The 23,823-nt window shown below is 30.2% G+C and carries 16 protein-coding genes; 9 read left to right on the forward strand and 7 right to left on the reverse strand.

Translation table 11 applies throughout. The features are described 5' to 3' along the window. Positions 1-58: 58 nt before the first annotated feature. The 5 genes from ABXQ82_RS12085 to ABXQ82_RS12105 form a co-directional block, all read right to left on the reverse strand. A complete protein-coding gene (locus ABXQ82_RS12085) occupies positions 59-2,452 on the reverse strand; it encodes a polysaccharide biosynthesis tyrosine autokinase (RefSeq protein ID WP_367059804.1) in 2,394 nt (797 codons plus the stop codon). A gap of 4 nt (positions 2,453-2,456) precedes the next feature. Continuing rightward, on the reverse strand, positions 2,457-3,233 hold the full coding sequence (locus ABXQ82_RS12090) for a polysaccharide biosynthesis/export family protein (RefSeq protein ID WP_367059807.1): 777 nt from the start codon (positions 3,231-3,233) through the stop codon (positions 2,457-2,459). Between the two features lie 147 nt (positions 3,234-3,380). Continuing rightward, positions 3,381-5,339 (reverse strand): nucleoside-diphosphate sugar epimerase/dehydratase, encoded by a 1,959-nt coding sequence (locus ABXQ82_RS12095; protein ID WP_367059810.1) that lies wholly within the window; start codon positions 5,337-5,339, stop codon positions 3,381-3,383. Then, complete coding sequence (locus ABXQ82_RS12100) at positions 5,336-6,466, reverse strand: aminotransferase class I/II-fold pyridoxal phosphate-dependent enzyme (protein ID WP_367059812.1); 1,131 nt, start codon at positions 6,464-6,466, stop codon at positions 5,336-5,338. Before ABXQ82_RS12100 ends, ABXQ82_RS12095 begins: the two co-directional genes overlap by 4 nt. A gap of 1,386 nt (positions 6,467-7,852) precedes the next feature. Next, entirely contained in the window at positions 7,853-9,727 is a 1,875-nt protein-coding gene (locus ABXQ82_RS12105) for an Ig-like domain-containing protein (RefSeq protein ID WP_367059815.1), read from the reverse strand. Between the two features lie 477 nt (positions 9,728-10,204). On the opposite strand from ABXQ82_RS12105, the gene ABXQ82_RS12110 reads away from it, so the two are divergent. The 8 genes from ABXQ82_RS12110 to ABXQ82_RS12145 all read left to right on the forward strand — a co-directional run bounded on the left by ABXQ82_RS12110 (position 10,205) and on the right by ABXQ82_RS12145 (position 19,942). Continuing rightward, entirely contained in the window at positions 10,205-11,227 is a 1,023-nt protein-coding gene (locus ABXQ82_RS12110; RefSeq protein WP_367059818.1) for an NAD-dependent epimerase, read from the forward strand. A gap of 159 nt (positions 11,228-11,386) precedes the next feature. Further along, positions 11,387-12,370 carry an SDR family oxidoreductase gene (locus tag ABXQ82_RS12115; RefSeq protein ID WP_367059820.1) on the forward strand — a complete coding sequence of 328 codons (984 nt, stop codon included), beginning with the start codon at positions 11,387-11,389 and terminating at the stop codon, positions 12,368-12,370. 277 nt (positions 12,371-12,647) lie between these two features. After that, a complete protein-coding gene (locus ABXQ82_RS12120; protein WP_367059823.1) occupies positions 12,648-14,027 on the forward strand; it encodes a nucleotide sugar dehydrogenase in 1,380 nt (459 codons plus the stop codon). Positions 14,028-14,040: 13 nt separating this feature from the next. Then, on the forward strand, positions 14,041-15,321 hold the full coding sequence (locus tag ABXQ82_RS12125; protein ID WP_367059826.1) for a nucleotide sugar dehydrogenase: 1,281 nt from the start codon (positions 14,041-14,043) through the stop codon (positions 15,319-15,321). Positions 15,322-15,350: 29 nt separating this feature from the next. Further along, positions 15,351-16,799, forward strand: coding sequence for an MBOAT family O-acyltransferase (locus tag ABXQ82_RS12130; protein ID WP_367059828.1), 1,449 nt, complete (start codon positions 15,351-15,353; stop codon positions 16,797-16,799). Between the two features lie 10 nt (positions 16,800-16,809). Continuing rightward, positions 16,810-17,709 (forward strand): hypothetical protein, encoded by a 900-nt coding sequence (locus ABXQ82_RS12135; protein WP_367059831.1) that lies wholly within the window; start codon positions 16,810-16,812, stop codon positions 17,707-17,709. Between the two features lie 169 nt (positions 17,710-17,878). Then, positions 17,879-18,250, forward strand: coding sequence for a diacylglycerol kinase family protein (locus ABXQ82_RS12140; protein ID WP_367059834.1), 372 nt, complete (start codon positions 17,879-17,881; stop codon positions 18,248-18,250). Between the two features lie 6 nt (positions 18,251-18,256). After that, positions 18,257-19,942 (forward strand): sulfatase-like hydrolase/transferase, encoded by a 1,686-nt coding sequence (locus ABXQ82_RS12145; RefSeq protein ID WP_367059837.1) that lies wholly within the window; start codon positions 18,257-18,259, stop codon positions 19,940-19,942. 36 nt (positions 19,943-19,978) lie between these two features. On the opposite strand, the gene ABXQ82_RS12150 is transcribed toward ABXQ82_RS12145, so the two are convergent. Continuing rightward, entirely contained in the window at positions 19,979-20,860 is an 882-nt protein-coding gene (locus ABXQ82_RS12150) for a D-alanyl-lipoteichoic acid biosynthesis protein DltD (protein ID WP_367059839.1), read from the reverse strand. A gap of 15 nt (positions 20,861-20,875) precedes the next feature. After that, positions 20,876-22,318, reverse strand: a complete 1,443-nt coding sequence (locus tag ABXQ82_RS12155) for an MBOAT family O-acyltransferase (protein WP_367059842.1) — start codon at positions 22,316-22,318, stop codon at positions 20,876-20,878. 396 nt (positions 22,319-22,714) lie between these two features. Between ABXQ82_RS12155 and ABXQ82_RS12160 the strand changes: the two genes are divergently transcribed. Further along, positions 22,715-23,809, forward strand: a complete 1,095-nt coding sequence (locus ABXQ82_RS12160; protein ID WP_367059845.1) for a glycosyltransferase family 4 protein — start codon at positions 22,715-22,717, stop codon at positions 23,807-23,809. The last annotated feature ends 14 nt before the right edge of the window (positions 23,810-23,823 follow it).

A 23,823-nucleotide genomic window follows, 5' to 3' on the forward strand; every position in this document is an offset into this window, starting at 1 on the left:
ATTGCTGTTCTGGTTTCCCCAATTACTTGTTCAAGTACAAAACTTAAAATCTTAATATTTAAGAAGATTTCTTTCTAAATCTCCTAAAAAAACCCTTCTTTTCAGGAGCGCCATAGTAGCCATATTTTGCACCATACCCAAAATTAGATTGGTTCACATCATTAACCACTAGCATCATACCGTTCAACTTATCATCTGCATACAGTTCTTTGGCAAAATTAAGCACTTTTTTCTCTGTGTAATCTGCTCTAGTAACGTATATAGTGTATCCCGCATATTGACTAAATAATAAAGTATCGGTAACTAACATTGAAGGCGCTGTATCAACTATGACATAATCATAGTCTTTTGATACTTTTTCAAACAATTCTTTCAATCTATCACTCATTAATAATTCAGCTGGGTTTGGTGGCACCTTACCTGAAATTAAGAGATCCAATTTAATATTATTTACTTCGTGTGATTTAATTACATTGTTCAACGAAATAGAATCATCAGACAAATATTCGGTTAAACCTATTTTTGCTATTTCCGATTTTTGAGCATCTAAAATAGTATGGGTTTGAGGATTTCTTACATCAGCACCAATTAAAAGTACTTTTTTACCAGTATTTGCAAAAGTAAGTGCCATATTTAAACTCACAAAAGATTTTCCTTCTCCATTGATTGTTGAAGTTGTAAAAATCACATTGCTATTTGGCTTTTTCACGTCCCGTCTTCTAACATAATCTAAGTTTGTTCTTACTATCCTGAAAGATTCTGATAATATTGATCTATCATTGCGCTCAACCAGCTTTTTATTACTTCCAGAGATTCTAGGAATTTCTCCTAGTACTGTTATGTTTTTTATTTCTTTTTCTAAATCTTCTTTATTATGAATTTTATTGTCAAGAACATTTTTAACATAGATGATTCCAAATGGAATACAGAGACCTACAATAAACCAAGTAAAATATATGATAATTATATTAGGGGCAACAGGTATATAGTTAGAATGCGCTCTATCAATAACTTTTGCATTTGGTTGCTTTGATATTTGCGAAATTGTTGCTTCCTCCCTTTTCTGTAACAAATAAAGATATAGTGATTCCTTAACACCCTGTTCTCTTTGAATATCCCTAGACTGTTTAACTTGACCAGGAACTGCATAAATCTTTGAATTGATTTTAGCAGCTTGATTTTCAAGGCTGTTAATTTTTAATCCAATTGTTTTACCCGAATTATTTAAACTTTGTCTTAAATTATTTTTTACATTTTTAATTTGTTGATTTAAATTAACAATAATTGGGTTCTTTTCATTAGAACTCTTTAAAAGCCTATCTCTTTCATCTAATAACTCATTGTATTTTTGTGCCATTGAATTAATTCCACCATCTGCTAAACCAACATTGGAAGGTATTCTATCAAAAGAATCGTCAACAACTAGTTTTTTCATGAAATTAACCATATTGTATTCAGTACGGCTTTGGGCTAATTCTTGTTCGGTTTGAGCATTTGTAGTTAAATAAATATCTGCTTCAGAAGTAATATTTGTTAGTTTGTTTCCCTTTTTAAAATTTTCAATTTGACTATCTACTTTAGCCAATTCAGAGTTTATATAATTGATCCTTTTGTTAATAAAATCAGTAGCGTAAGTTGATTTAAGGTTTTTTTCATCTACAGATGTTTGTATATATTCATCAACTAAAGTATTCAATATAGTTTTTGCTCTACGAGGAGATGCATCTTTAAGTGATAAATTTAGTACTTTAGAAAATTCACTAACAGGTTTTATTAAAATAGCTTTTTTATAATATTCAGCTACGATATCAACAGGAGTTATTTTTACATAGATGGTTTGACCTATTAAACTCTTAATATTTTTTGCTTTTGGGGTTAATACTATATCTCCAATAATTGTAGGTATATTTTCTCCGAAAGATTTATTAATACCTTCTTCATCATCTTCAAAAAAATATTTAAAAGCAGTATTAGAAGTTACCAAAATACTAAAGGTGAATTTCGCTTTATGAATTATAGAATCAGAAGCTATAAAACTTAATTTAATAGGTGATTCCTCATTAGGAAAAAACTGTGTATCATGAAATTGTCCTTTTGCAAAATGCTTAATATTAAGATTTAATTTTTTAATCACACCTGTCATTAATGTTCTTGATTGTAATAACTGAATCTCATCTTCAATCTGTATTTCACCAGATCCAGAAATTTGTCCCAAATCTTTAAGGATTGTTTCTGCAGGATTTGATGCACCTTCATCGGGCATCACCATGATTTTCGAATAAGCACTATAAATTGGAGTTGCGTACCTTACCTTAAAAAAAGCTATCGTTGAAGTTATAATAACGGATAAAACAAACCACTTCCAATATTTTAAATAACTTAAAAGTGCTTTTTTAAAATCGAAATCTTCAACAAAAGTATTTACTTTATTGTTTTTAGGTGCTTTAGACATAAAATTAATTTCTTGTTAATAAAATTATTGTCGAAGTAATAAGAATTGAAGCTATTGAGATAGTTGCATTAAGCCTTCCATCAAGAAATGATTCGCTAATAGCAGATTTATTGGGTTCTACATACACCAAATCATTCTGGGTAAGATAATAGACTGGTGAGTTAAATATTTCTTTATTAGTTAGGTCTATTCTTGTAAATGTTTTATTTCCATTGAAATCACGAATTACCATAACATTTTTTCTTCTAGCTTTAGATTTTAAATCTCCTGCTAAAGCAAGTGCCTGAAGCAAAGTTACCCGCTCTCCAGAAACTTCGTATATACCTGGTCTGTTAACCTCACCGTGAACAGATATTCTAAAATTCAATATTCTTATATTAACAATAGGGTCTTTTAAATAATCCGCAAGCTTTTCTTTAAAAAGATTTTTTGCCTCTTCTACTGTAAGACCAATAATTTTAACTTTACCCAAAACAGGGTAATCTATATTTCCTTGTATGTCCACTAGATAATCAATATATTCAAGACCCCCATTTTGAGACCTTCCTTTAAGAAGATTAAAAGGTTTAACCGCTTCTAAATCAAAGGTAGAAACATATATACTTACAATGTCATTTACTTTAAATCGAGGCTCGAAGGTGTCAGTATCCACTATGGTTTCAAAATCTTTAGCGTCTTGAAAATACACTACTTTTTTTCTGGATCCACATGAAGATAACAACAATGAAAAAACTATAAGACAACATAATGTGAATCTTTTTTTTGTAAAAAATGTATTCATTTCAATAATTTATTTGGGGCTATAAAACATGAGTTAAGAATTATTTTGAAATAATTTCCAAACTCCAAATCTAGTCAATATAATGCTAATATCATATTATTAGCATTATATTGACTTAAATTTATATTTATCTAAAAAATAATTTTTCTATATTGACTTGTATTCTATATTATTTGCAGAGTTATTTTCTCTAATACCTTTTGCTTTTTGATAGATTTTAACTCTTGAATCAAACTTCTCATATTCAGAGTTATTTGACTTATATTCAGGAATTAAAGTCTTCATCTTCATTACGATATTATTATTTTGAAAACGATTTGTAATACATAGTTCCTCAATTTGAGCTTTAATTTTATCGTATTCTAAATCACGCGTTTTACTTATCAATATCTTCTTGTGATACGTAGATAATGTATTTTCACCGTTCGCTAGAAGTTCTTCATAAAGCTTTTCTCCCGGTCTTAATCCTGTAATTTCAATATCAATATCTTCAGGGTATTTTAATCCTGACAGTTTAATCATATTTTTTGCAAGATCAAAAATCTTAACAGATTCTCCCATATCAAATATAAAAATCTCTCCTCCTTTACCCATAGTCCCTGCTTCTAGAACGAGACGAGAAGCTTCAGGAATAGTCATAAAATATCTAGTAATCTCCCTGTCTGTTAAAGTTAACGGACCACCTTTTTCTATTTGTTTCTTAAATAATGGAATAACAGATCCATTAGAACCTAATACATTACCAAAACGCGTTGTAATAAACTTAGTTTTGCTTTCTTTTTGTAAACAAGAAATATACATTTCTGCCATTCTTTTTGTTGCTCCCATTACACTTGTTGGGTTTACAGCTTTATCTGTTGAAACAAAAACAAACTTTTTGATATTATAGCGAGATGCTGTATCTGCTAATAACTTAGTTCCATTTACATTAATTTTAATCGCCTCATAGGGTGATTTTTCCATTAATGGCACATGTTTGTAAGCTGCTGCATGAAAAACCATTGTAGGCGCATGTTCTTGAAAAATACTATCAATTCGTAAACCATCTCTAATATCAGCTACAATTGCTACAAAATTCGTTTTGTTATTTCTAACTAATTCTTGTTGCAAATCGTAAAGAGCTGATTCTGCTTGATCTATTAAAACTAATTTTCTAGCATCAAAATTAGCCAATTGCTTTACCAATTCGCTACCAATAGAGCCAGCTGCACCGGTAACAACAATAGTTTCGCCATTAAACTCATTTAATAAATTAGGGTTATCTATACTAATTGGAGCTCGGCCTAATAAGTCTTCAACTTCAAACTTTTTAATTTGATTCGTATTTAATTCTCCATTAATCCAACTTTCAAATGGAGGTACTTTTTTAATCGTTATATCGTAATTAATTAAACTGTCCACAAGTGAAATTAACCTGCTTGAGTCTATACTTTGAGAAGCTATAATAATTTCATCAATACCATTGGCAGAAACAAAATCATGGTTTAGTTTTTCAAGTGTAAAAATCGGTGTTCCGTTAATTAACTTACCTTGTTTTTGCTCATTATCATCCATAAAACAAACTATGTTGTAGCTTACTTTAGTGTTGTTCAATAATGCATTGTAAGTGATAATTCCAGAATCTCCTGCACCATAAATGATAATGTTTTTAGTAGATAATAACTGAAACTTTAATTGCTTGTATAAAATTTTGAATAATAATCTAGATCCAGCTAAAGCAACAAAACTAAATAGTGCATGAGTAACAATAATTGACTTTGGAATTGTAAACTCAGGAATTAAATTTGTAACTCTATTTGTTAAAACGAATAAAATAGACAAAACGGCCATAGATACAACCGCCTTAAATACGTTCATAACATCTGTAAATCCAGTATGGCGAATAACACTTTTGAAAGAACCAACTGCTAAAAAGCTAATGGATGCAATAAAAAGAATCAAAGGAATCTGAATTGCTAATTGACTTGAATCAAAATCAAAAGTAAAGTTAAATCTTACACAATAAGCTAACACAAAAGTGCTTAAAATGATTGATAAATCAATACCAAAAACAAGCCATTTTGAGGCATATTTTTGTGAGTAGTGGGTAAAGTAGTTTTTTATCATGGGTTTGGGATTTTTGATATTATATTTGAAATTCTTTCTAATTCATTTAAAGTTAAGTTTGAGCCACTAGGTAAACACAGCCCTCTATCAAATAAATCTTCAGAAGTTCCATTACTAAAATGTAATTTATTTTTAAATACTGGTTGAACGTGCATTGGTTTCCAAAGGGGTCTTGATTCTATATCGTCTTTTAAAAGCTCCAGACGTATTTTTTCGCGCATCTCGAAAGAAGGTGTTAAAATACAAGTTATCCATCTGTTACTATAAAAACCGTTTGGCTCTTCTAAAAATTCTATATGCTCTAATTTTCCTAAATTTTCTTTATAAAACTCGAAATTTTTGCGTCTAGCATTAACTCTTTCATCTAAAACCTGCATTTGTCCCCTCCCAATACCGGCCAATACATTACTCATTCTGTAATTGTAACCAACTGTAGAATGCTCGTAGTGAGGTGCATTATCTCTAGCCTGTGTAGATAAAAATATAGCGCGCTTTTTATAATCTTCATTAGCGGCAACGAGCGCACCACCTCCCGAAGTTGTAATTATTTTATTTCCATTAAACGATAATATTCCTAGAGTACCTAAAGTGCTACAAGGCTGGTTGAAGTAATAACTACCAAATGCTTCGGCACTATCTTCTACAACCGGAATATTATATTTTTCTGCTATAGCGTTTATTTCTTTTGCTTTATACGGCATTCCATATAAATGAACCGCAATAATTGCCTTTGGCTTTTTATATTTTTCAATTCTATCTTTAATAGCTATCTCAAGAAGTTCTGGAGACATGTTCCAAGTTTCTTTTTCACTATCAATAAATACAGGTGTTGCTCCTAAATACATAATTGGATTTGCAGAAGCTGAAAACGTAAAACTCTGACATAATACTTCATCTCCTCTTGTTACATTAAGCAACTCTAATGCCAAATGTATTGAAGCAGTTCCAGAACTTAAGGCTGCAACGTGTTTGTTACCTCCAAGATAATTATTAATATCATTCTCGAAACCATCAACGTTAGGGCCAAGTGGCGCTATCCAATTGGTGTTAAACGCCTCTTCAACAAAACTGCGTTCTGTTCCTCCCATATGTGGAGACGATAAATATATTTTCGTTTTTGTAAGCATAAATTTTCAATCTATATTAAAAAACCAAATTATTTGGTCCAATATATTTCTCCAGCTTAATATTCGTATTGTTATGATTCCCCCAAATAGAAAAGAAGTCAAAATCAATAATTAATATTCAAAACTTTCAAAACTTTAATATGTAAAAGCTACTATATACAATCAATATCCTATTGAGGGAATAGAAAAGTTATATATTATTCACAATTACAGTTAAAATCAATATTTTGCTACTAATCAATTTAACTTTGTGTTTTACGGTGTAAATTTAATAATTGTTTTAATTGCACAGGTGTAGAATTTACATAATTCGCTAAAAGCATAATTAAAATCGGCTAACTGCATAGCGAATTATTTTGGTGGATAATCTTGACATATCGTCGATTGTTTCTACTTCAAAATATGCTTGAAATGGCAAACTTTTTAAGTAAAGCGCTATATATCATGTAAAAAACAAGTAATTAATTGATATCACTAAGATGAAGTAAAATTTTACGGTATAATTTTTCAGAAAAACACTTAGAATAACGCTAAGTCACTAGTGTCCACTAAAAAGACAAAAAGACCACTTCGTTACAAGACATAAGACGTAAGACTTTCCCAACTTGCTAAAAAAAAGCACGTTATAAAATATACCTATTGATTTTTTTGTAATATTCATTGAAATCGACACGACATCAAAAAAGGATATAAAGTGTTTTTTATCAAGTTTTTACATAGATTTCTTATTGATTTAAGTGGACACTAGCAACCCTAAGTGTATTTATAAAAAGTTTAGCAAACTATTAAATAGCCAGAAGGATTGTAAATAAACTAGTCGGGGCAAGCCCACGGGAATTAAAATTCCAAAAAAGAAAAAACTAAATTCCAAAAAGAAAAACGAGGCAAGCCTCGGGGTATTAAACCCTAAAAAATAAATAATCCCTAAATTATATTGGTGGACAAGTTTAAATTTTTCTCAACACTTCCAATATTCTTGTGCAATTTGCATTTAAGTTTTTCATAATTAAATTTTTTATGACTAAAACAAATTACTGGTTATCAGCAAAATGAACAACTTTTTTTATTCTAAATCATAATTCACAAGGGGTAATTTAAATTTCTTTTGTAACAGATCAATATAGAATAATTACTATTAGGGAAGAAAGAAAATAAAAAATATTGCGAATTGAAATACTTTCTAATTTCGGGAATATATTACTTCATAAAGAGAGTGAATATGTGCCATGTAGCACCACAAGTTATCAAAAAACTCGTTATACTACCAAAATTGTCTATCTACAAAAATACCATTGGCGTATTTATAAATACGCCAATGGTATTAATTGATTAGCATTTAGACAAAAAACTAAAAGAACTAACTTTTTAAATTTATCTACTTATCTACTAATATAAAAACTCCTCTAAATTAGTATAGCCATCTCCATCTTTATCTTCACTGCTATCATTGACATTTGGATCGAATCCCATAGAAACTTCCCATACATTTGGCATACCATCCTTGTCCGTATCATAACCTTCGGGGCGTGTGTTTCTTGGGGTAGCAGGAATAGAAACATTTGCTCTTCCAGATTTATCATAAAGATTTGCTGCCGACCCTGTTCTTTTTGCCGAACCATCGTCTTTTACTAAAGCAACCGCTTCTATATCTAAAGCATCTCTATAAAATCCAACTGAACCATCAGCATTTAGATATTGAGAAGCTCCTACCGTTGGTAACAATTCTGCTTTTAGGCTTTCATTATCTAAAATAGTTGGTGCTATTCCTTTTAAAGCTAGTTGAGAATTAGCGAGCCACCCTAACTTTACTGGTTTTGTTGCAGTTGATGGAAAGCTAGACCATGCAGAGCTTTCATCTGTATTTTCATCATAACCACTTAACGAATAAGCATTTAAAATATCTTGGTCTATATGATTATATCTACTCCAAATTTGGGGACTTGATGTACCGTTTCCTGTTGAAACTTTATGAATACCTTGACCGGTGCCACCTGAACTAGCTACAGTATTATTTCCCGATTGATAGTAATTACCTATTAAGTTTAAAGTAAAACTTTCCGAAGATACAGAGGCATCTAAACGCAATGTCCTATATCGCCAATTGTGTATTAAATTATTAATAACATCTAATTTTACAGCCCCATTTGTTTTTGGAAATCTATGACTTGTATTCGATATTACATTTCTTAATATGGAAAACTCTCCACTTCCGCTAGTAGGTGTTCCTCCTAAAAGTATTCCTGTTTTACATTCATAAAGTAAGCAATTTTGAATGGTTATATTTCCGTCATTTTGACTTGAATCAAAATCAATAGATTCATCACCACCCAAAGCAAAAGAACAATGGTCAATAATAACATTCGAGCATTGTGGCATTGTTATACAATCACCCGTTTGGCTTGCTGAACCGTTTCTAAACCTAATATTTTTAATTATTATATTATCAGCAAAACTAATATATATTCTAGAACCCGTAAGTGTTATTCCACCTTCTGGTGCTGTATGACCTGCAATGGTAAAATTACCAGAACCAGCACTTAAATTTGATGTGTGGTTTATTTCGCCAGAGACATCAAAAACAATAATCCTAGGATAAGTTTGGGCTAGAGCATCTCTTAAACTTCCTGGGCCACTATCGTTTAAGTTTGTTACATGAATAACTTCACCACCTCTACCACCAGTTGCGTTTGCTCCAGCTCCATAAGCAGTCGGAAATGCTTTTAATTCGGTTGCAATATCATCCACAATTTCCACAACTTCCTCAACGACTATAGTAACAATCGCCGTACTACAATTTTCAGGAGTAGCGGCATCACATAAAGTATATTCAAAAGAATCAATTCCAAAATAATCAGGATTTGGTGTATATAAGATAATATCATCCATCGGATTATCTGGAGTATTATTATCATTCAGGCTTAAAATACCATTAGCTGGATCAGTTCTTGATATTGTTGCTACACTTGTGAGATTTTTATCATTAATATGAACATCTAATTGTAGCTCTGTATTTTCAAGAGTTGTATAATTATCGGCAATAGCTTCAGGAGCTGGCAGCTGGTTTTCATCTTCATTATTTGGTTCTTCTTCTTCTTCTTCTTCTGGAATTTCTTCAATTAATAAATTTTCTTCAACAACATAAATCTCCTCATTATTGCATGAGGGTAAGAACAAGGCTAGAAATAGAAGGATAATCAAAACTTTAAAATTTGGAAGTAGGGTAAGCAATAATCGTAGGTTAAGCGGTAATAGGTTTTTCATTGTAAAGTATTTTATATTGGGGTTTGCAAATATACATACTTAAAAACGATTATTTCTGCATTTCATCGAAAAGCAGCTAATTTTTAACAAAAAAAAATTCATAAAGCGCTTTTTATCTAAAATAAACGCACTTCATCGAACCATATACGATTTTTAATAAAAAAAACCCTACATAAATTATTTCATCGATTTTTAAGTAATTAAGTCTATATACGTCAACTTTAAAATAAAAGACCACGATAATATAAATTTTATATCGAGTTATAAATATTGGGACATCTTAAAACAGTTAAGTAGTTGATTTATATATTATTAACTATTTATAATAACTCAAAATAAATTTAAATTTTCATAAAAAAAAGCAATAATTTGTTTTTTAACAATCATTTTTATCGATAAATAAAATCTTTAACACTTTTTAGCTTAATATCAATAAAATTTTCATCTTTGCTGCGCTATTAAACAATTTTAAATACTATGAAAATACTTGTTACTGGAGCCGCTGGATTTATTGGCTTTTACACATCAAAAATTTTATTAAATAACGGACATACTGTTGTTGGCCTTGATAATATTAATGACTATTACGACACCAATCTTAAGTTTGATAGGTTGAAGGAATTAGGTATAGATAATAACGAGGCTTCAGAATTTAACACGACATGCAAAAGTAAAACAGATAACAGTTTTTCATTTGTAAGAATGAATTTAGAGAATCGTGAAGCCCTTCCAAAGCTTTTTAAGACAGAAAATTTTGATGTAGTATGTAACCTAGCAGCACAAGCAGGCGTAAGATATAGTCTAGAAAACCCGGAGTCTTATGTAGATTCTAATTTAGTTGGTTTTCTAAATATTTTGGAGTGTTGTAGAAATTTTGATATAAAACATTTGGTTTACGCAAGCAGCTCTAGTGTTTATGGTTTAAACAAAAAAATACCTTTCTCAACTGATGATAATGTGGATAACCCAATCAGTTTATATGCTGCCACTAAGAAGAGTAACGAATTAATGGCGCATACTTATAGTCATTTATTCAAAATCCCAACAACAGGTCTGCGTTTCTTTACAGTATATGGCCCTTGGGGAAGACCAGATATGGCTATGTTTTTATTTACTGATGCCATAGTTAACAATAAACCTATAAAAGTTTTCAATTACGGTAAAATGGAACGTGATTTTACATTTATTGATGATATTGTTGAGGGCGTGGTTAGAATTCTTGAACACCCTAATAAAGAACGTATTGAAAAAAACGATTTATACAAAGTATATAATATAGGTAACAATAACTCTGTAAAGTTATTGGATTTTATAAAAGAGATAGAATTGAACCTTGAAACCGAAGCAGAAAAAAACATGCTTCCAATACAGCCAGGTGATGTTGAACGTACTTGGGCAAATGTGGACGATTTAATTAATGACTACGATTATAAACCAAATACCTCTATTAAACACGGTGTAAAAGCATTTGTTGACTGGTATAAAAATTATTACAAATAGTTTATAATTAGTTGAATACCTTCTTTTTATCGATTAAACTCATTTAAAATTTATTACAATGATTTTCATCGTAAAAAACATCAACTTAGTATAATAATCGTTAGTGTTTGAATATTTTTTCACATATTTGTGCCTGCTATTAAAATAAACCCAAATTGAATGCTACAAAATCTACAAAATAAAACCGTACTGGTTACTGGTGGAGCTGGTTTTATAGGCTCTAACCTATGTGAAACATTGCTTTTAAATAATATTAAAACTGTTTGCTTAGATAATTTTTCTACGGGTAAACGTGAAAACATAGCACCTTTTCTAAGTGACAAAAACTTTAAACTTGTTGAAGGCGATATTAGAAACCTTGAAGACTGCCATAAAGCCTGTAAAGGTGTTGATTACATATTACATGAAGCTGCTTTAGGATCGGTACCAAGATCAATTAACGACCCAATAACAACAAACGATGTTAATGTGTCTGGGTTTTTAAATATGCTTGTAGCCGCTCGTGATGCAAAAGTAAAACGTTTTGTTTATGCTGCTAGCTCATCAACTTATGGAGATCATGAAGCATTACCAAAAGTTGAAGACGTTATCGGAAAACCACTATCCCCCTACGCTATTACTAAATATGTAAATGAATTATATGCAGATATATTCCAGAAAGCTTATGGATTAGACACTATTGGTTTACGCTATTTTAACGTTTTTGGGAGACGACAAGACCCAGACGGTGCTTATGCTGCGGTAATCCCGCTTTTTGTAAAACAATTTATCAATCATGAATCTCCTATGATTAATGGAGACGGAAGCTATTCAAGAGATTTTACATATATAGATAATGTTGTTCAAATGAATATGTTGGCTATCACAACTAATAATAAAGCTGCAATGAACACAGTTTATAATGTAGCATATGGAGACAGAACGACATTATTAGAGTTGACAACATTATTAAAAGAACATCTTTCTGCATTTGATGGAGTTATCAAAAACATAGAGATAAAACATCGCGAAAATAGAGTTGGTGATATTCCTCATTCTCTAGCTTCTGTTGCTAAGGCAAAAAAATTATTAAACTATAACCCCAAATATAATATTAATGATGGTATAAAAGAGGCTATTAATTGGTATTGGAAAAACCTATAACAAAATTGTTCATTTTAAAAGTCTTTTATCCGATAAATGTACTCAACAATATTTAACAATATTATTAAAATAATCGACAAAACGCTTGTTTTATTCGATTAATTACATAGATTTGCGATATGGAATACAGGAAATGTAGGACATTAACCATTCAGAAATGATAATTATTATGGCAATTACTGTAAAAAACACAATCCTTAAATTATAAACTGAAATACAATATTTAATGACAGCATAGAAGATGCTATAAATTGGTATTGAAAACATTAACAATAACATGAAAGTAACAAAAATTTGTTGTATTGGAGCTGGTTACGTTGGCGGCCCTACAATGGCAGTTATCGCAAAGAAGAACCCAAACATTAAAGTAACAATCGTCGATATTAACCAAGCTAGAATTGATGCTTGGAATGATCCAGATGTTTCTAAGCTACCAATTTATGAACCTGGTTTAGCGAAAATAGTAGAAGAAACCAGAGGTAAAAACTTGTTTTTCTCTACTGAAATTGACAAAGCTATTAATGAGTCTGAAATGATTTTCATATCTGTAAACACCCCAACCAAAACGTATGGTAAAGGAAAAGGTATGGCTGCAGATTTAAAATATGTAGAACTTTGTGCTAGAAATATAGCAGAAGTTGCTAAAACTGATAAAATTGTAGTTGAAAAATCTACGTTACCAGTAAGAACAGCACAAGCGATTAAAAGCATCTTGGACAATACAGGTAGCGCTGTTAAATTTGATATTTTATCAAACCCTGAATTTTTAGCTGAAGGAACTGCCATTCAAGATTTATTAAATCCTGATCGTGTTTTAATTGGCGGAGAATCAGAAGACGCTATTGAAAGCTTAGCAACAATATATGGAAGTTGGGTTGCTCAAGAACAAATTTTAAGAACTAACGTTTGGTCTTCAGAATTATCTAAACTTACTGCTAATGCATTTTTAGCGCAACGGATTTCTTCAATTAACGCTATTTCAGAGTTATGCGAAAAAACAGAAGCTAATGTTGACGAAGTTGCAAAGGCAATAGGTATGGATTCTAGAATTGGGTCTAAATTTCTTAAATCATCAGTTGGTTTTGGTGGCTCATGTTTTCAAAAAGATATTTTAAACCTTGTTTATATAGCTCGTAGCTATAATCTACAGGCTGTTGCAGACTATTGGGAACAGGTTATCATATTGAACGATCATCAAAAAAGACGTTTTGCAGACAACTTAATAAGCAGACTTTACAATACTGTTTCTGGTAAAAAAATCGGAATGCTTGGTTGGGCTTTTAAGAAAGACACAAATGATACTAGAGAATCTGCAGCAATTTATGTTGCCGATCATTTATTAAATGAACAAGCTAATATTGCTGTTTATGATCCTAAAGTATCCAACGAAAAGATGCAATCAGACTTAAACTACTTAAACACAAGATCTGAAGAAGAAAACAGTAAATTAGTTCAAGCGACTGAAACTCCTTATGAAGCTTTAAAAGATGCGCATGCCGTAGCTATTATGACGGAATGGGATGAATTTAAAACTTATGATTGGAAAAAAATATATACAGACATGAAAAAACCTGCATTTATATTTGACGGCAGAAATATACTTGACAAATCAGAAATGGAAAAAATAGGTTTTGAATATTCTTCAATAGGTCAATAATGTATAACATATTATGAACAAAGATAAAATAGCAATTATAGGATTGGGATATGTAGGTTTACCACTAGCCCGCTTATTCGCCACAAAATATTCAGTTGTTGGTTTTGATATTAATGAGAAACGAATTTCAGAATTACAACAAGGAAAAGACGTTACTTTAGAAGTTGAAGATGACGTTTTAAAGGCAGTTCTAAAAGATAGTGCTGATTCTAGCAACGGTTTATATTGTTCTTCTCATATGGATGATATAAATGATTGCAACTATTATGTTGTAACGGTCCCTACCCCTATCGACAAAAATAACAGACCAGATTTAACACCTTTGTATAAATCTAGTGAAACTGTTGGAAAAGTACTTAAAAAAGGTGACATAGTTATTTATGAATCAACGGTATATCCTGGTGTAACTGAAGATGAATGTGTGCCCATTTTAGAAAAAATAAGCGGACTTACATTCAATTCAGACTTTTTTGCTGGATATTCTCCAGAGCGTATCAATCCCGGCGACAAAGAACATACTGTTGATAAAATTTTAAAAGTAACTGCTGGTTCTACTCCAGAAATAGGAGTAAAAGTAAACGACTTATATGCCAGTATAATTACTGCTGGCACTCACCTAGCGCCTACCATTAAAGTAGCTGAAGCTGCTAAAGTTATTGAAAACTCACAAAGAGATATCAATATTGCTTTCGTAAATGAGTTAGCCAAAATATTTAATTTAATGGGAATTAACACTCATGATGTTTTAGAAGCAGCAGGTACCAAATGGAATTTCCTTCCGTTTAAACCAGGTTTAGTTGGCGGACATTGTATTGGTGTTGACCCTTACTACTTGGCTCAAAAAGCCCAGGAAGTTGGGTACCATCCAGAAATTATTTTAGCTGGCAGACGCGTTAATGATAGTATGGGACAATATGTTGCTAGCGAAGTTGTGAAAATGATGTTAAAAAATGATCTAAAAGTTAATGGAGCAAAAATCCTGATGCTCGGAATTACGTTTAAAGAAAACTGTCCGGATGTTAGAAACACCAAAATAGTTGATGTTATAAAACATCTAAAAGAATACGGGCTTGATATCACTATCTATGATCCATGGGTAAATTCAGAAGAGGTTAAACATGAATACAACCTAGAAGCGACTAATTCTATTCCAAAAGACACTTTCGATACTATTATACTAGGTGTTTCACATTCTGAATTTGTTGATATGAACTTTGATGATTTATTAGTTGAAAATGGACTAATTTATGACGTTAAAGGGGTTATTAAAAATAGAGTGTCCGGTAGATTATAAGATAAATATTTTAATTAGAAAGATATAGTATGCTTTTCAATTCCTTTGAGTTTGTAATTTTCTTCTCTATTGTTTTTTTTATTTATTATAAATCTTATGATAATTTAAAATTTCAAAATATACTCTTATTAGTTTCCAGTTATGTTTTTTACGGCTGGTGGGATTGGAGGTTTCTTTCTTTAATCTTTATTAGTTCAATAAGCGACTATTTAATAGGAAAAGCAATTGATGATAATGATAATGATAAACAAAGAAAAAGACTTCTTATTTTAAGTTTATTTATCAACTTAGGCATACTTGGTTTTTTCAAATATTATAATTTCTTTACTGAATCTTTTACAGACTTTACTGCCTTGTTTGGATTTGAAGCCAACCCTTTCCTGCTCAATATCATTTTACCAGTTGGGATTAGCTTCTATACCTTTCAAACCATGAGCTATACAATAGACATCTACAGAAAGAAGATGCACGCTAATAAGAATTTATTAGAATTCATGACTTTCGTGTCGTTTTTTCCTCAATTAGTAGCAGGGCCAATTGAAAGGGCATCTCATTTATTACCTCAGTTTGGGAAGAAAAGAAAGTTTGATGCATATGAATTTAAAGAAGGTGCAAAGCAATCATTATGGGGGCTTTTCAAAAAAATAGTGGTTGCAGACAATTGTGCCTATTATGCAAATCAAATTTTTGAAAACTCAGATGCTTATCCTGGTAGTGTTTTAGCAATTGGTGTTCTTTTATTTGCTTTTCAAATCTATGGAGATTTTTCTGGGTATTCTGATATAGCAATAGGTATTTCTAGAATGATGGGAATAGATTTAATGCAAAATTTTAAATCGCCGTATTTAGCAGAAAATATTCAAGACTTTTGGAGACGTTGGCACATATCCTTATCTACTTGGTTTAGAGATTATGTATATATTCCTTTAGGAGGCAGTCAAGTAGATTCTAGCTTTAAAAGATCTTTAAATATCATAATTACCTTTACTGTTAGTGGGTTTTGGCATGGTGCAAACTGGACATTTGTTATATGGGGAGCGTTACACTCTCTATTTTATTTTATTCAAACCGCATATAGTCGAAACTTAAAAACAGTTAAAATTTTACCCGCTAATGTGGTTAAAGTCTTTAATATCTTAATCACATTTTTAGCAGTTACTTTTGCTTGGATATTTTTTAGAGCGGCATCTTTTTCTCATGCACTTAACTATATTTCAGAAATTGCTTCTAGCACCATATTAATCAACCCTATTAGCTACTTTAAAGATATGGGATCATCAATACAGCCCGTTATCATTGTTATTAGTTTAATTTATTTAAGTGTTTTTGAAATTTCTAATAGAGATGCTTCTTATTCCTTTCAAGTTGGTCATTACAAAACTCCAATCAAGGTATTAATATATTGCTCGTTACTATTGGCGTTAATATTTTTCAGAGCTACACACGGTCCTATTGATTTTATTTATTTCCAATTTTAAAAAGACTTTTATGAAAAGTATATTAATTAAAATAACACCATATTTAATTGTCTTTTTTGCCATTAATATATTTATTTATAAGACAAGCCATTTTTATAAACAAGAGCATAAATACTTAAATAGAATAGATTCTGTTATTAATTCTAAACCCAAGGTAGTATTTTTAGGGGATTCACATTCTGAATCAATAAGACATTTAAATTTATCCGAAAACATAGGAAATCTAGCATTTGGAGCAGATGGTATCAAGGAAATGTATATTAAAACCCTAATAATGGATAAATATAATCCAGAATTAGAATGCGTTTTCATTACTACAGAGCCTCAAATGTTTAACAATAGTATTTCTTCAAATAGCACATTCTTAAACAAGTACTTGCTAAAATTAAATGACCCAAAAGATATTTATGATAAGTCAAAACTTAATCTGATAACAGAAAAAATACCGTTGTTTAATGATGATTATTTAAGATATTTTTTAAATGCAACATATGCTAAATTTAGAAATATTGAAAAAAACAAAGCACCTATAGAATGGTCTAAGGCATCAGATTTAGAAAAAGAAGAAATAGCATCTAATACTGGAGTAACTGACCATAATTCGATAATGAAAAATGTTGAGGATTTAGAAATTTACAAAGAAATAGTAACTAAATTAAAATTAAAGAACATAAAGGTGATAGGTATTAGATTCCCTGTTAATAAACACTATTTAAATCAATGCAATACAGAAGATTTAGATAAAGTAAACCGTTTTATAGACGACTTAAATCTAGATTATAATTTAGATTATTCGTTAAAAATAAATAACGATTCATATTTTGAAAATGAAGACCATTTAAATAAAACAGGAATGGAAAAATTATCTCAATTAATATATAACGATACCGGTATCAAGCTTAATAAATAAGTTCGTTTTAGTAAAATTAAAAATTCAGAACCATAGTTTTTTGGCATATGAATTACCAAAGACAATAAATTTACCGTAAATATAAGAACTTGACAGAGTTGTTTTTATTAATTAAAAAAAATAAAATATTTTAGCTCAAATCAAATTAACAACTAACTAATAGAGACCTATGAATAATAAAAATGAACCTTTCATTATACACAGATATAAAAGCATTGGATATGCTTTTAAGGGTATGTTTTTGTTGTTAAAAACAGAATCTAGTATTCAAGTCCAATTTTCACTAGCTATCTTATTAACAATTGCAGGTTTTTATTTTGAAATTACATCTTTAGAGTGGATCATACAGATTTTTGCAATTGTATTAGTTATGAGCGTTGAGGCTTTAAACACGGGCTTGGAGAAAATCTGTGATTTTGTGCATGAAGATTTTGAAGTTCGTATTGGTTTTATTAAAGACATTGCTGCAGGGGCTGTGGCCATATCATCTTTAGGAGCTCTGTTAATTACTTTAATATTATATATTCCTAAATTTTTATAAACACGCATGAAACTACCCATAAAAAGCATCTTGATTTTAGCTTACTTTGCTAAAGACTTTGATGTCTATTTAGATCGTATATACTATTTTGGGCTCTCAGCTTCTGGAGCCATATACCTTTTCTTTTTCTTTTTATTGGTTCTGAGTGCTTTTATAGTTGCTCATATCAAAAATAATTATACGCGCATTATTCTCGGTAGCATTTTCTTTATCTGTGTAGTTGCTTTCGATTCTTATCAAAGAATTATGCTGGAACCATTTGATTATAACGCATATATAAACATGATTGATGCAGCTGGTGCAGCTGGAGAGGCATTCCAACAATATACAAAGTCGTACTTAATATCCATAGGGTTTGGATTATTATTGCTTCTGGGAATAATTTTAAAGCCCAATAAATGGACAGTCAATAAGTTATACTTAAAAGCTGTCCCCGCGGTATCATTCATATTATTTACCTATTTAATTTTCTATAAAGGTGGTAGTGGTGCTTTAGGCTTGCCTTCTTTTTATACCCCTCTATCCTATTCTTCACTAGTTCTATATGAACTATCACAAGATGATTTTGGAACTAGGGAAGACATTAGTATTGACCGGGAAAATGTTGAGATTGGGCATGATATCATTTTTATATTAGATGAAAGTGTTGTTGCAAATTATCTGGATATAAATAATTCTAACGGAGTTAATACATCCTTGAATAAAGCATATTCAAATCTAGATATCATAAATTATGGTTATGCTGCATCTATAGCCAACTGTAGTAACCCTTCCAACTTAACACTTAGGTATGGAGGTACTAGAGAGCGCTACAAAAAGATAATCTATTCTAAACCATCCATATGGCAATATGCACAAAATGCAGGTTTAAAAACCGTGTATATAGATGCTCAACGAACAGGAGGCGAACTGCAAAATGGCATGACAACCACCGAACAAAAAAATATTGATGAATTTATTCAATTTGACAATATTAGTATTCAAAATAGAGATCAAGAAGTTGCAAATGTATTGACAGATTTGATAAACAATGATACTCATGAGTTCGTTTTTATTAATAAAATCGGACTGCATTTCCCCATACATGATAAATATCCTGATGAGTTCCTTAAGTACAAACCTGCATTGCCCAGAGGAAAATGGCTGGACGTTGCTGATACTGGGTTAAGAACTGGCTTTAATGGTAGTCCAGAAGAATGGGTTCAATACCGAAATTCTTATAGAAATACTTTGGAATGGAACGTTGGTGAGTTTTTTACGAAAATTCTAAATAATGCAGACTTAAATAAATCTGTAATTATTTATACATCTGATCATGGGCAAGATCTCCATGAACGGAAAAATCCAGGCATTAATACACATTGTAGTGCAGATCCAACTATGGAGGAAGGTTTGGTGCCTCTTGTCATAATTCAAGGTGAAAATTTAAATACTTTGAATTGGGAAAAAACAATAAATGATAATAAAGACAAATCTAGCCATTATAATATTTTTCCAACATTATTAAAAATAATGAAATATGATAGTGTTGAAGTAGCAAAAGTATATGGAAACTCTTTAGATGTTAAAACAAATGATGAATTTACATTTAATAAATATTGGAATGCGAGGTTAGGTGTTGAACCTAGATGGAAAAAAATCAATCTAGATGAAATAGTTTCCCCTCCAATCAGTGATTTTTCTAAAGAATAAAAATCATTAAATTATAATCACTTTAAATAAAAGTGATTATTTGAATTTCATTTCTTTAATTACATGTCTAGTAAACAATTCTGCTCCCTCGGCATTAAGATGGTCCATGTCTTGAAAGCCTTTATCTGGCATATCGAATTCTGAAAAATCTAAATATTTAAAATCAGATAATTCTGAATTGTAAAACTTTTTTAATGTTTCAAATTCTTTTTCCCTAAATTTATTGTATTCTGGATGTACAGGTGTACTAATAAAAATAAGTTCGATATCATTTTCTTTACAAAAATTAACAATATTAAATAAATACTTCATCTCAACATTCGAATATTCAAGAGATCTATGGTACTTGTTGTTTTTAAAATGTTCAATATCTTTCAATAAACTATTTCTTTGAGAAGGATGGAATTTACCTAAATCCCTTTCTATAAGTTCTCCATTGAAAAGTAATTTTATGGAATATTTTGGAGATTCAATAATGCCTTGAATAACAGCAGAAGGGTTCGATTTAAATAAAAACATAAAATCTGATAGATCCATTAAGTCGGTGTAAATTCTAAATTTACTCTTAATATGAGCTGTGTTGAAAATCCACCTTTCTTCATATTCCAATAATAAATTATGATTAGATAATGCTAAAAGTAACGTATCAATCTGGGGATTCTCTTTTTTCATTTTTCTTATTTTCAAATAAGAATAAAAATAAGAATCAGCACTATGTGATAAATTTACACTATTCTTAAAAACGGTATCGTCTAAAGCATATTCAGTATGCGAATCTCCAAGTATTAAAACGTTTTGATCTTTTTCAACTTTATACCCATAATTATTAAGCAGTAAAGAATTGAAAAGAAGAGAACCTAGACATATTAACAAAAATAGTCCTAAATATTTAAAACAATTACTAACGAAATTTCTCATGATATAAATAAACTATTAGAATTGGAAATAGATAAAATCTTGTTGTGTACCTCCATACCAAAATATGGAAAAAAATATAATTACATAAAAACTCCAACGAAGGGATCTTGAGATATTAGAACTTTGCAATTCTAAAGCATGCTCTTTATCCCTTTGTAACCATTCAACAAAAACCAATGTAAAAATAAACGCTAATGTTATAAGCCAATTGTTTAAATCATCAGGAACAGCAAAAATTGACGTGCTAAAAAGCCCCTTTAAATAAAGTAAGGCGTCAGTAACTGTAGGAGCTCTAAAAAACACCCAAGCTACCATAGTGAGTAAAAATGTAAAAATGATTTGCCTAAACTCAAAGAAGTTTGGAAATAAACCTCCTTCTGCTACATTATTTGTATTTACTCTATTTTTTTTCAATAACATCACTGGAAGAAAATACAATGCATTTAAAAATCCCCAAATAATAAAAGTCCAATTCGCACCGTGCCAAAAGCCACTGACAAGAAATATCACAAATACATTTCTGATTTTTTTTGCCGCCCCTCCTTTGCTTCCTCCAAGAGGTATATAAACATAATCTCTAAACCAAGTAGATAAAGATATATGCCAACGCCTCCAAAACTCGGCAATATCTCTGGAAAAGTATGGGAAAGCAAAATTCCTCATCAAATTAAACCCAAACAATCTGGAAGTACCAATTGCAATATCAGAATATCCAGAAAAATCACCATAAATTTGAAAAGTAAAAAACAAAGCTCCAAATACTAAAGTACTAGCCGATTGATCAGGATAGTTATCAAATATCTGATTTGCAAATGTTGCGCAATTATCTGCTACCACTACTTTTTTAAACAAGCCCCAAAGAATTTGTCGCATGCCATCTATAGCATTAGAATAGATAAATTTTCGCTTTTTATAAAATTGTGGTAGTAAATTTGAAGCCCTTTCAATAGGACCAGCTACAAGCTGGGGAAAGAAACTAACAAAAGCAAGAAACGATACAATGTCTTTTGTGGGTTCCAACTTTTTCCTATAAACATCTATAGTATAACTAAGGGTTTGAAAAGTATAAAAACTAATTCCTACCGGTAAAATTATATTAAGCCCTTGAATGCTTATACTTTTTCCAAATAAACTAAATGCATCTACAAAATTGTCAAGGAAAAAATTATAATATTTAAAAAACCCCAAAAAACCTAGATTGACAAATAAACTTAAAAGTAATAGAGCTTTACGTTTCGTTTTATCTTCATACTTACTAAGCCCAATACCTATTGAATAATCTAACAAACTACTAAATACTATTAGCGATAAAAACCTATAATCCCACCAGCCATAAAATAAATAACTAGCAGCAATTATTAAAAGGTTTTGTAATTTTAAGTTCTTTTGAGTTACAAACCAATATAGAAAAAAAACTATAGGTAAAAAAATTGCAAAATCAATTGAATTAAACAGCATAAGAACTGAGTAGTTTTAAGTTATTCATTTACGAAGAAGAGCTAAATTCTATTAAAGCTTTCAAGCCGCAATATATAAAAATATCCTTTTTAATCCTTGCAATTATTATTATTATAGTACTGTAATTATGATGAATAAAATGGACAGTATTTTTTTAAAAAGACTTCTTTTCTATAACCCATTTATAAAATGCAGTTTTCATTAAACCTATTATTTAATATCTAAGAGACCTTAAACCGAAAATATTAATATATTGGCGAAAAAATAAGACTAAACTTGTCTCTTTTTTAATCTTTACAAAATATTATTGAACTAAGAATTCTTTTTAATAAATTATAGTCATAGTTTTACCGATTAATTATGTTTTTTATAAAAGAATACTGCCAATTATAATTTATGAATAAAAAGAAAATTTCTTTTGTTATAGGTGCGTTAACCGCAGGAGGGGCAGAAAGAGTTGTTACAACACTTTCTAATCAACTTTCAGAAAAATATGAAGTACACATTATATTATTAACAAAATGTGAGCCTTTTTACAAACTAAACAAAAGTGTTAAAATATTTTCTTGTAGAGAAGAGTTTCAACCTAGCGATGGCATAATTCAAGCGCTAAGAGCAAACTATTCTCTTTATAAAACCATAAGTAAGTACTTAAAGGACAATAAAATAGATTTAGCTATTGGTTTTATAACTAGCGTAAATATTTTAACTATTTTAGCATCCCGTAAAAACAACATACCATGTATCATTAGTGAACGAAATTATCCAAAAAAATCAAGTACTCAACTCCAATGGCGAATATTGAGAAAATTGTTATACAAAAAAGCAGATTTTTTAGTTGTTCAAACTGATAAAATAAAAGAGCAATTTGAACCTATAATTAAAAGTAATAAAATAATCATTTTAAAAAATCCTATCGCCCCTGAACTTACTGAAGCCCGTGATATCAATTTTAAAAAAGAGAATATTATTTTAAACATAGGTCGTTTAACAAATCAAAAAGCCCAAGATGTATTGATCAAAGCTTTTGCTAACATAAATAATGATAATTGGAAACTAATTGTAGTTGGAAAAGGAGAAAAACAAAAAGAATATGAAGAACTGATAAAATTACTGAAATTAGAAAGTAAAGTGAATTTATTGGGTCAAACAAAAGACATTGCCCATTTTTATAATAAATCAAAAATTTTTGCCTTCACATCCATTTTTGAAGGCTCTCCAAATGCATTAATAGAAGCTATGCATTTTGGGCTTCCATGTGTTTCTACAGATTGCCCTACTGGTCCTTCGGAATTAATAACAGACGGTCATAATGGATATTTAATCCCTATTAATGACCAAGAACAACTAGAAGTACGTTTATCAAAACTAATAAACAATGAAAAGTTAAGAGAAAAATTTAGTATTAATGCGGTTAAAAGTGTTAAATCATTAGAAGCAGAACCTGTAACATTAGAGTGGATTCATTTATTTGAAAAATTATTAAATTAAGAAAAATAAGCCCC

This window comes from Algibacter sp. 2305UL17-15 (assembly GCF_040720935.1).
Classification (GTDB): domain Bacteria; phylum Bacteroidota; class Bacteroidia; order Flavobacteriales; family Flavobacteriaceae; genus Jejuia.

What these genes read in the sequence shown, in the direction of transcription:
- ABXQ82_RS12085 (WP_367059804.1), bottom strand. Translation starts at nt 2,452, where the DNA reads ATGTCTAAAGCACCTAAAAACAATAAAGTAAATACTTTTGTTGAAGAT.
- ABXQ82_RS12090 (WP_367059807.1), bottom strand. Translation starts at nt 3,233, where the DNA reads ATGAATACATTTTTTACAAAAAAAAGATTCACATTATGTTGTCTTATA.
- ABXQ82_RS12095 (WP_367059810.1), bottom strand. Translation starts at nt 5,339, where the DNA reads ATGATAAAAAACTACTTTACCCACTACTCACAAAAATATGCCTCAAAA.
- ABXQ82_RS12100 (WP_367059812.1), bottom strand. Translation starts at nt 6,466, where the DNA reads ATGCTTACAAAAACGAAAATATATTTATCGTCTCCACATATGGGAGGA.
- ABXQ82_RS12105 (WP_367059815.1), bottom strand. Translation starts at nt 9,727, where the DNA reads ATGAAAAACCTATTACCGCTTAACCTACGATTATTGCTTACCCTACTT.
- ABXQ82_RS12110 (WP_367059818.1), top strand. Translation starts at nt 10,205, where the DNA reads ATGAAAATACTTGTTACTGGAGCCGCTGGATTTATTGGCTTTTACACA.
- ABXQ82_RS12115 (WP_367059820.1), top strand. Translation starts at nt 11,387, where the DNA reads ATGCTACAAAATCTACAAAATAAAACCGTACTGGTTACTGGTGGAGCT.
- ABXQ82_RS12120 (WP_367059823.1), top strand. Translation starts at nt 12,648, where the DNA reads ATGAAAGTAACAAAAATTTGTTGTATTGGAGCTGGTTACGTTGGCGGC.
- ABXQ82_RS12125 (WP_367059826.1), top strand. Translation starts at nt 14,041, where the DNA reads ATGAACAAAGATAAAATAGCAATTATAGGATTGGGATATGTAGGTTTA.
- ABXQ82_RS12130 (WP_367059828.1), top strand. Translation starts at nt 15,351, where the DNA reads ATGCTTTTCAATTCCTTTGAGTTTGTAATTTTCTTCTCTATTGTTTTT.
- ABXQ82_RS12135 (WP_367059831.1), top strand. Translation starts at nt 16,810, where the DNA reads ATGAAAAGTATATTAATTAAAATAACACCATATTTAATTGTCTTTTTT.
- ABXQ82_RS12140 (WP_367059834.1), top strand. Translation starts at nt 17,879, where the DNA reads ATGAATAATAAAAATGAACCTTTCATTATACACAGATATAAAAGCATT.
- ABXQ82_RS12145 (WP_367059837.1), top strand. Translation starts at nt 18,257, where the DNA reads ATGAAACTACCCATAAAAAGCATCTTGATTTTAGCTTACTTTGCTAAA.
- ABXQ82_RS12150 (WP_367059839.1), bottom strand. Translation starts at nt 20,860, where the DNA reads ATGAGAAATTTCGTTAGTAATTGTTTTAAATATTTAGGACTATTTTTG.
- ABXQ82_RS12155 (WP_367059842.1), bottom strand. Translation starts at nt 22,318, where the DNA reads ATGCTGTTTAATTCAATTGATTTTGCAATTTTTTTACCTATAGTTTTT.
- ABXQ82_RS12160 (WP_367059845.1), top strand. Translation starts at nt 22,715, where the DNA reads ATGAATAAAAAGAAAATTTCTTTTGTTATAGGTGCGTTAACCGCAGGA.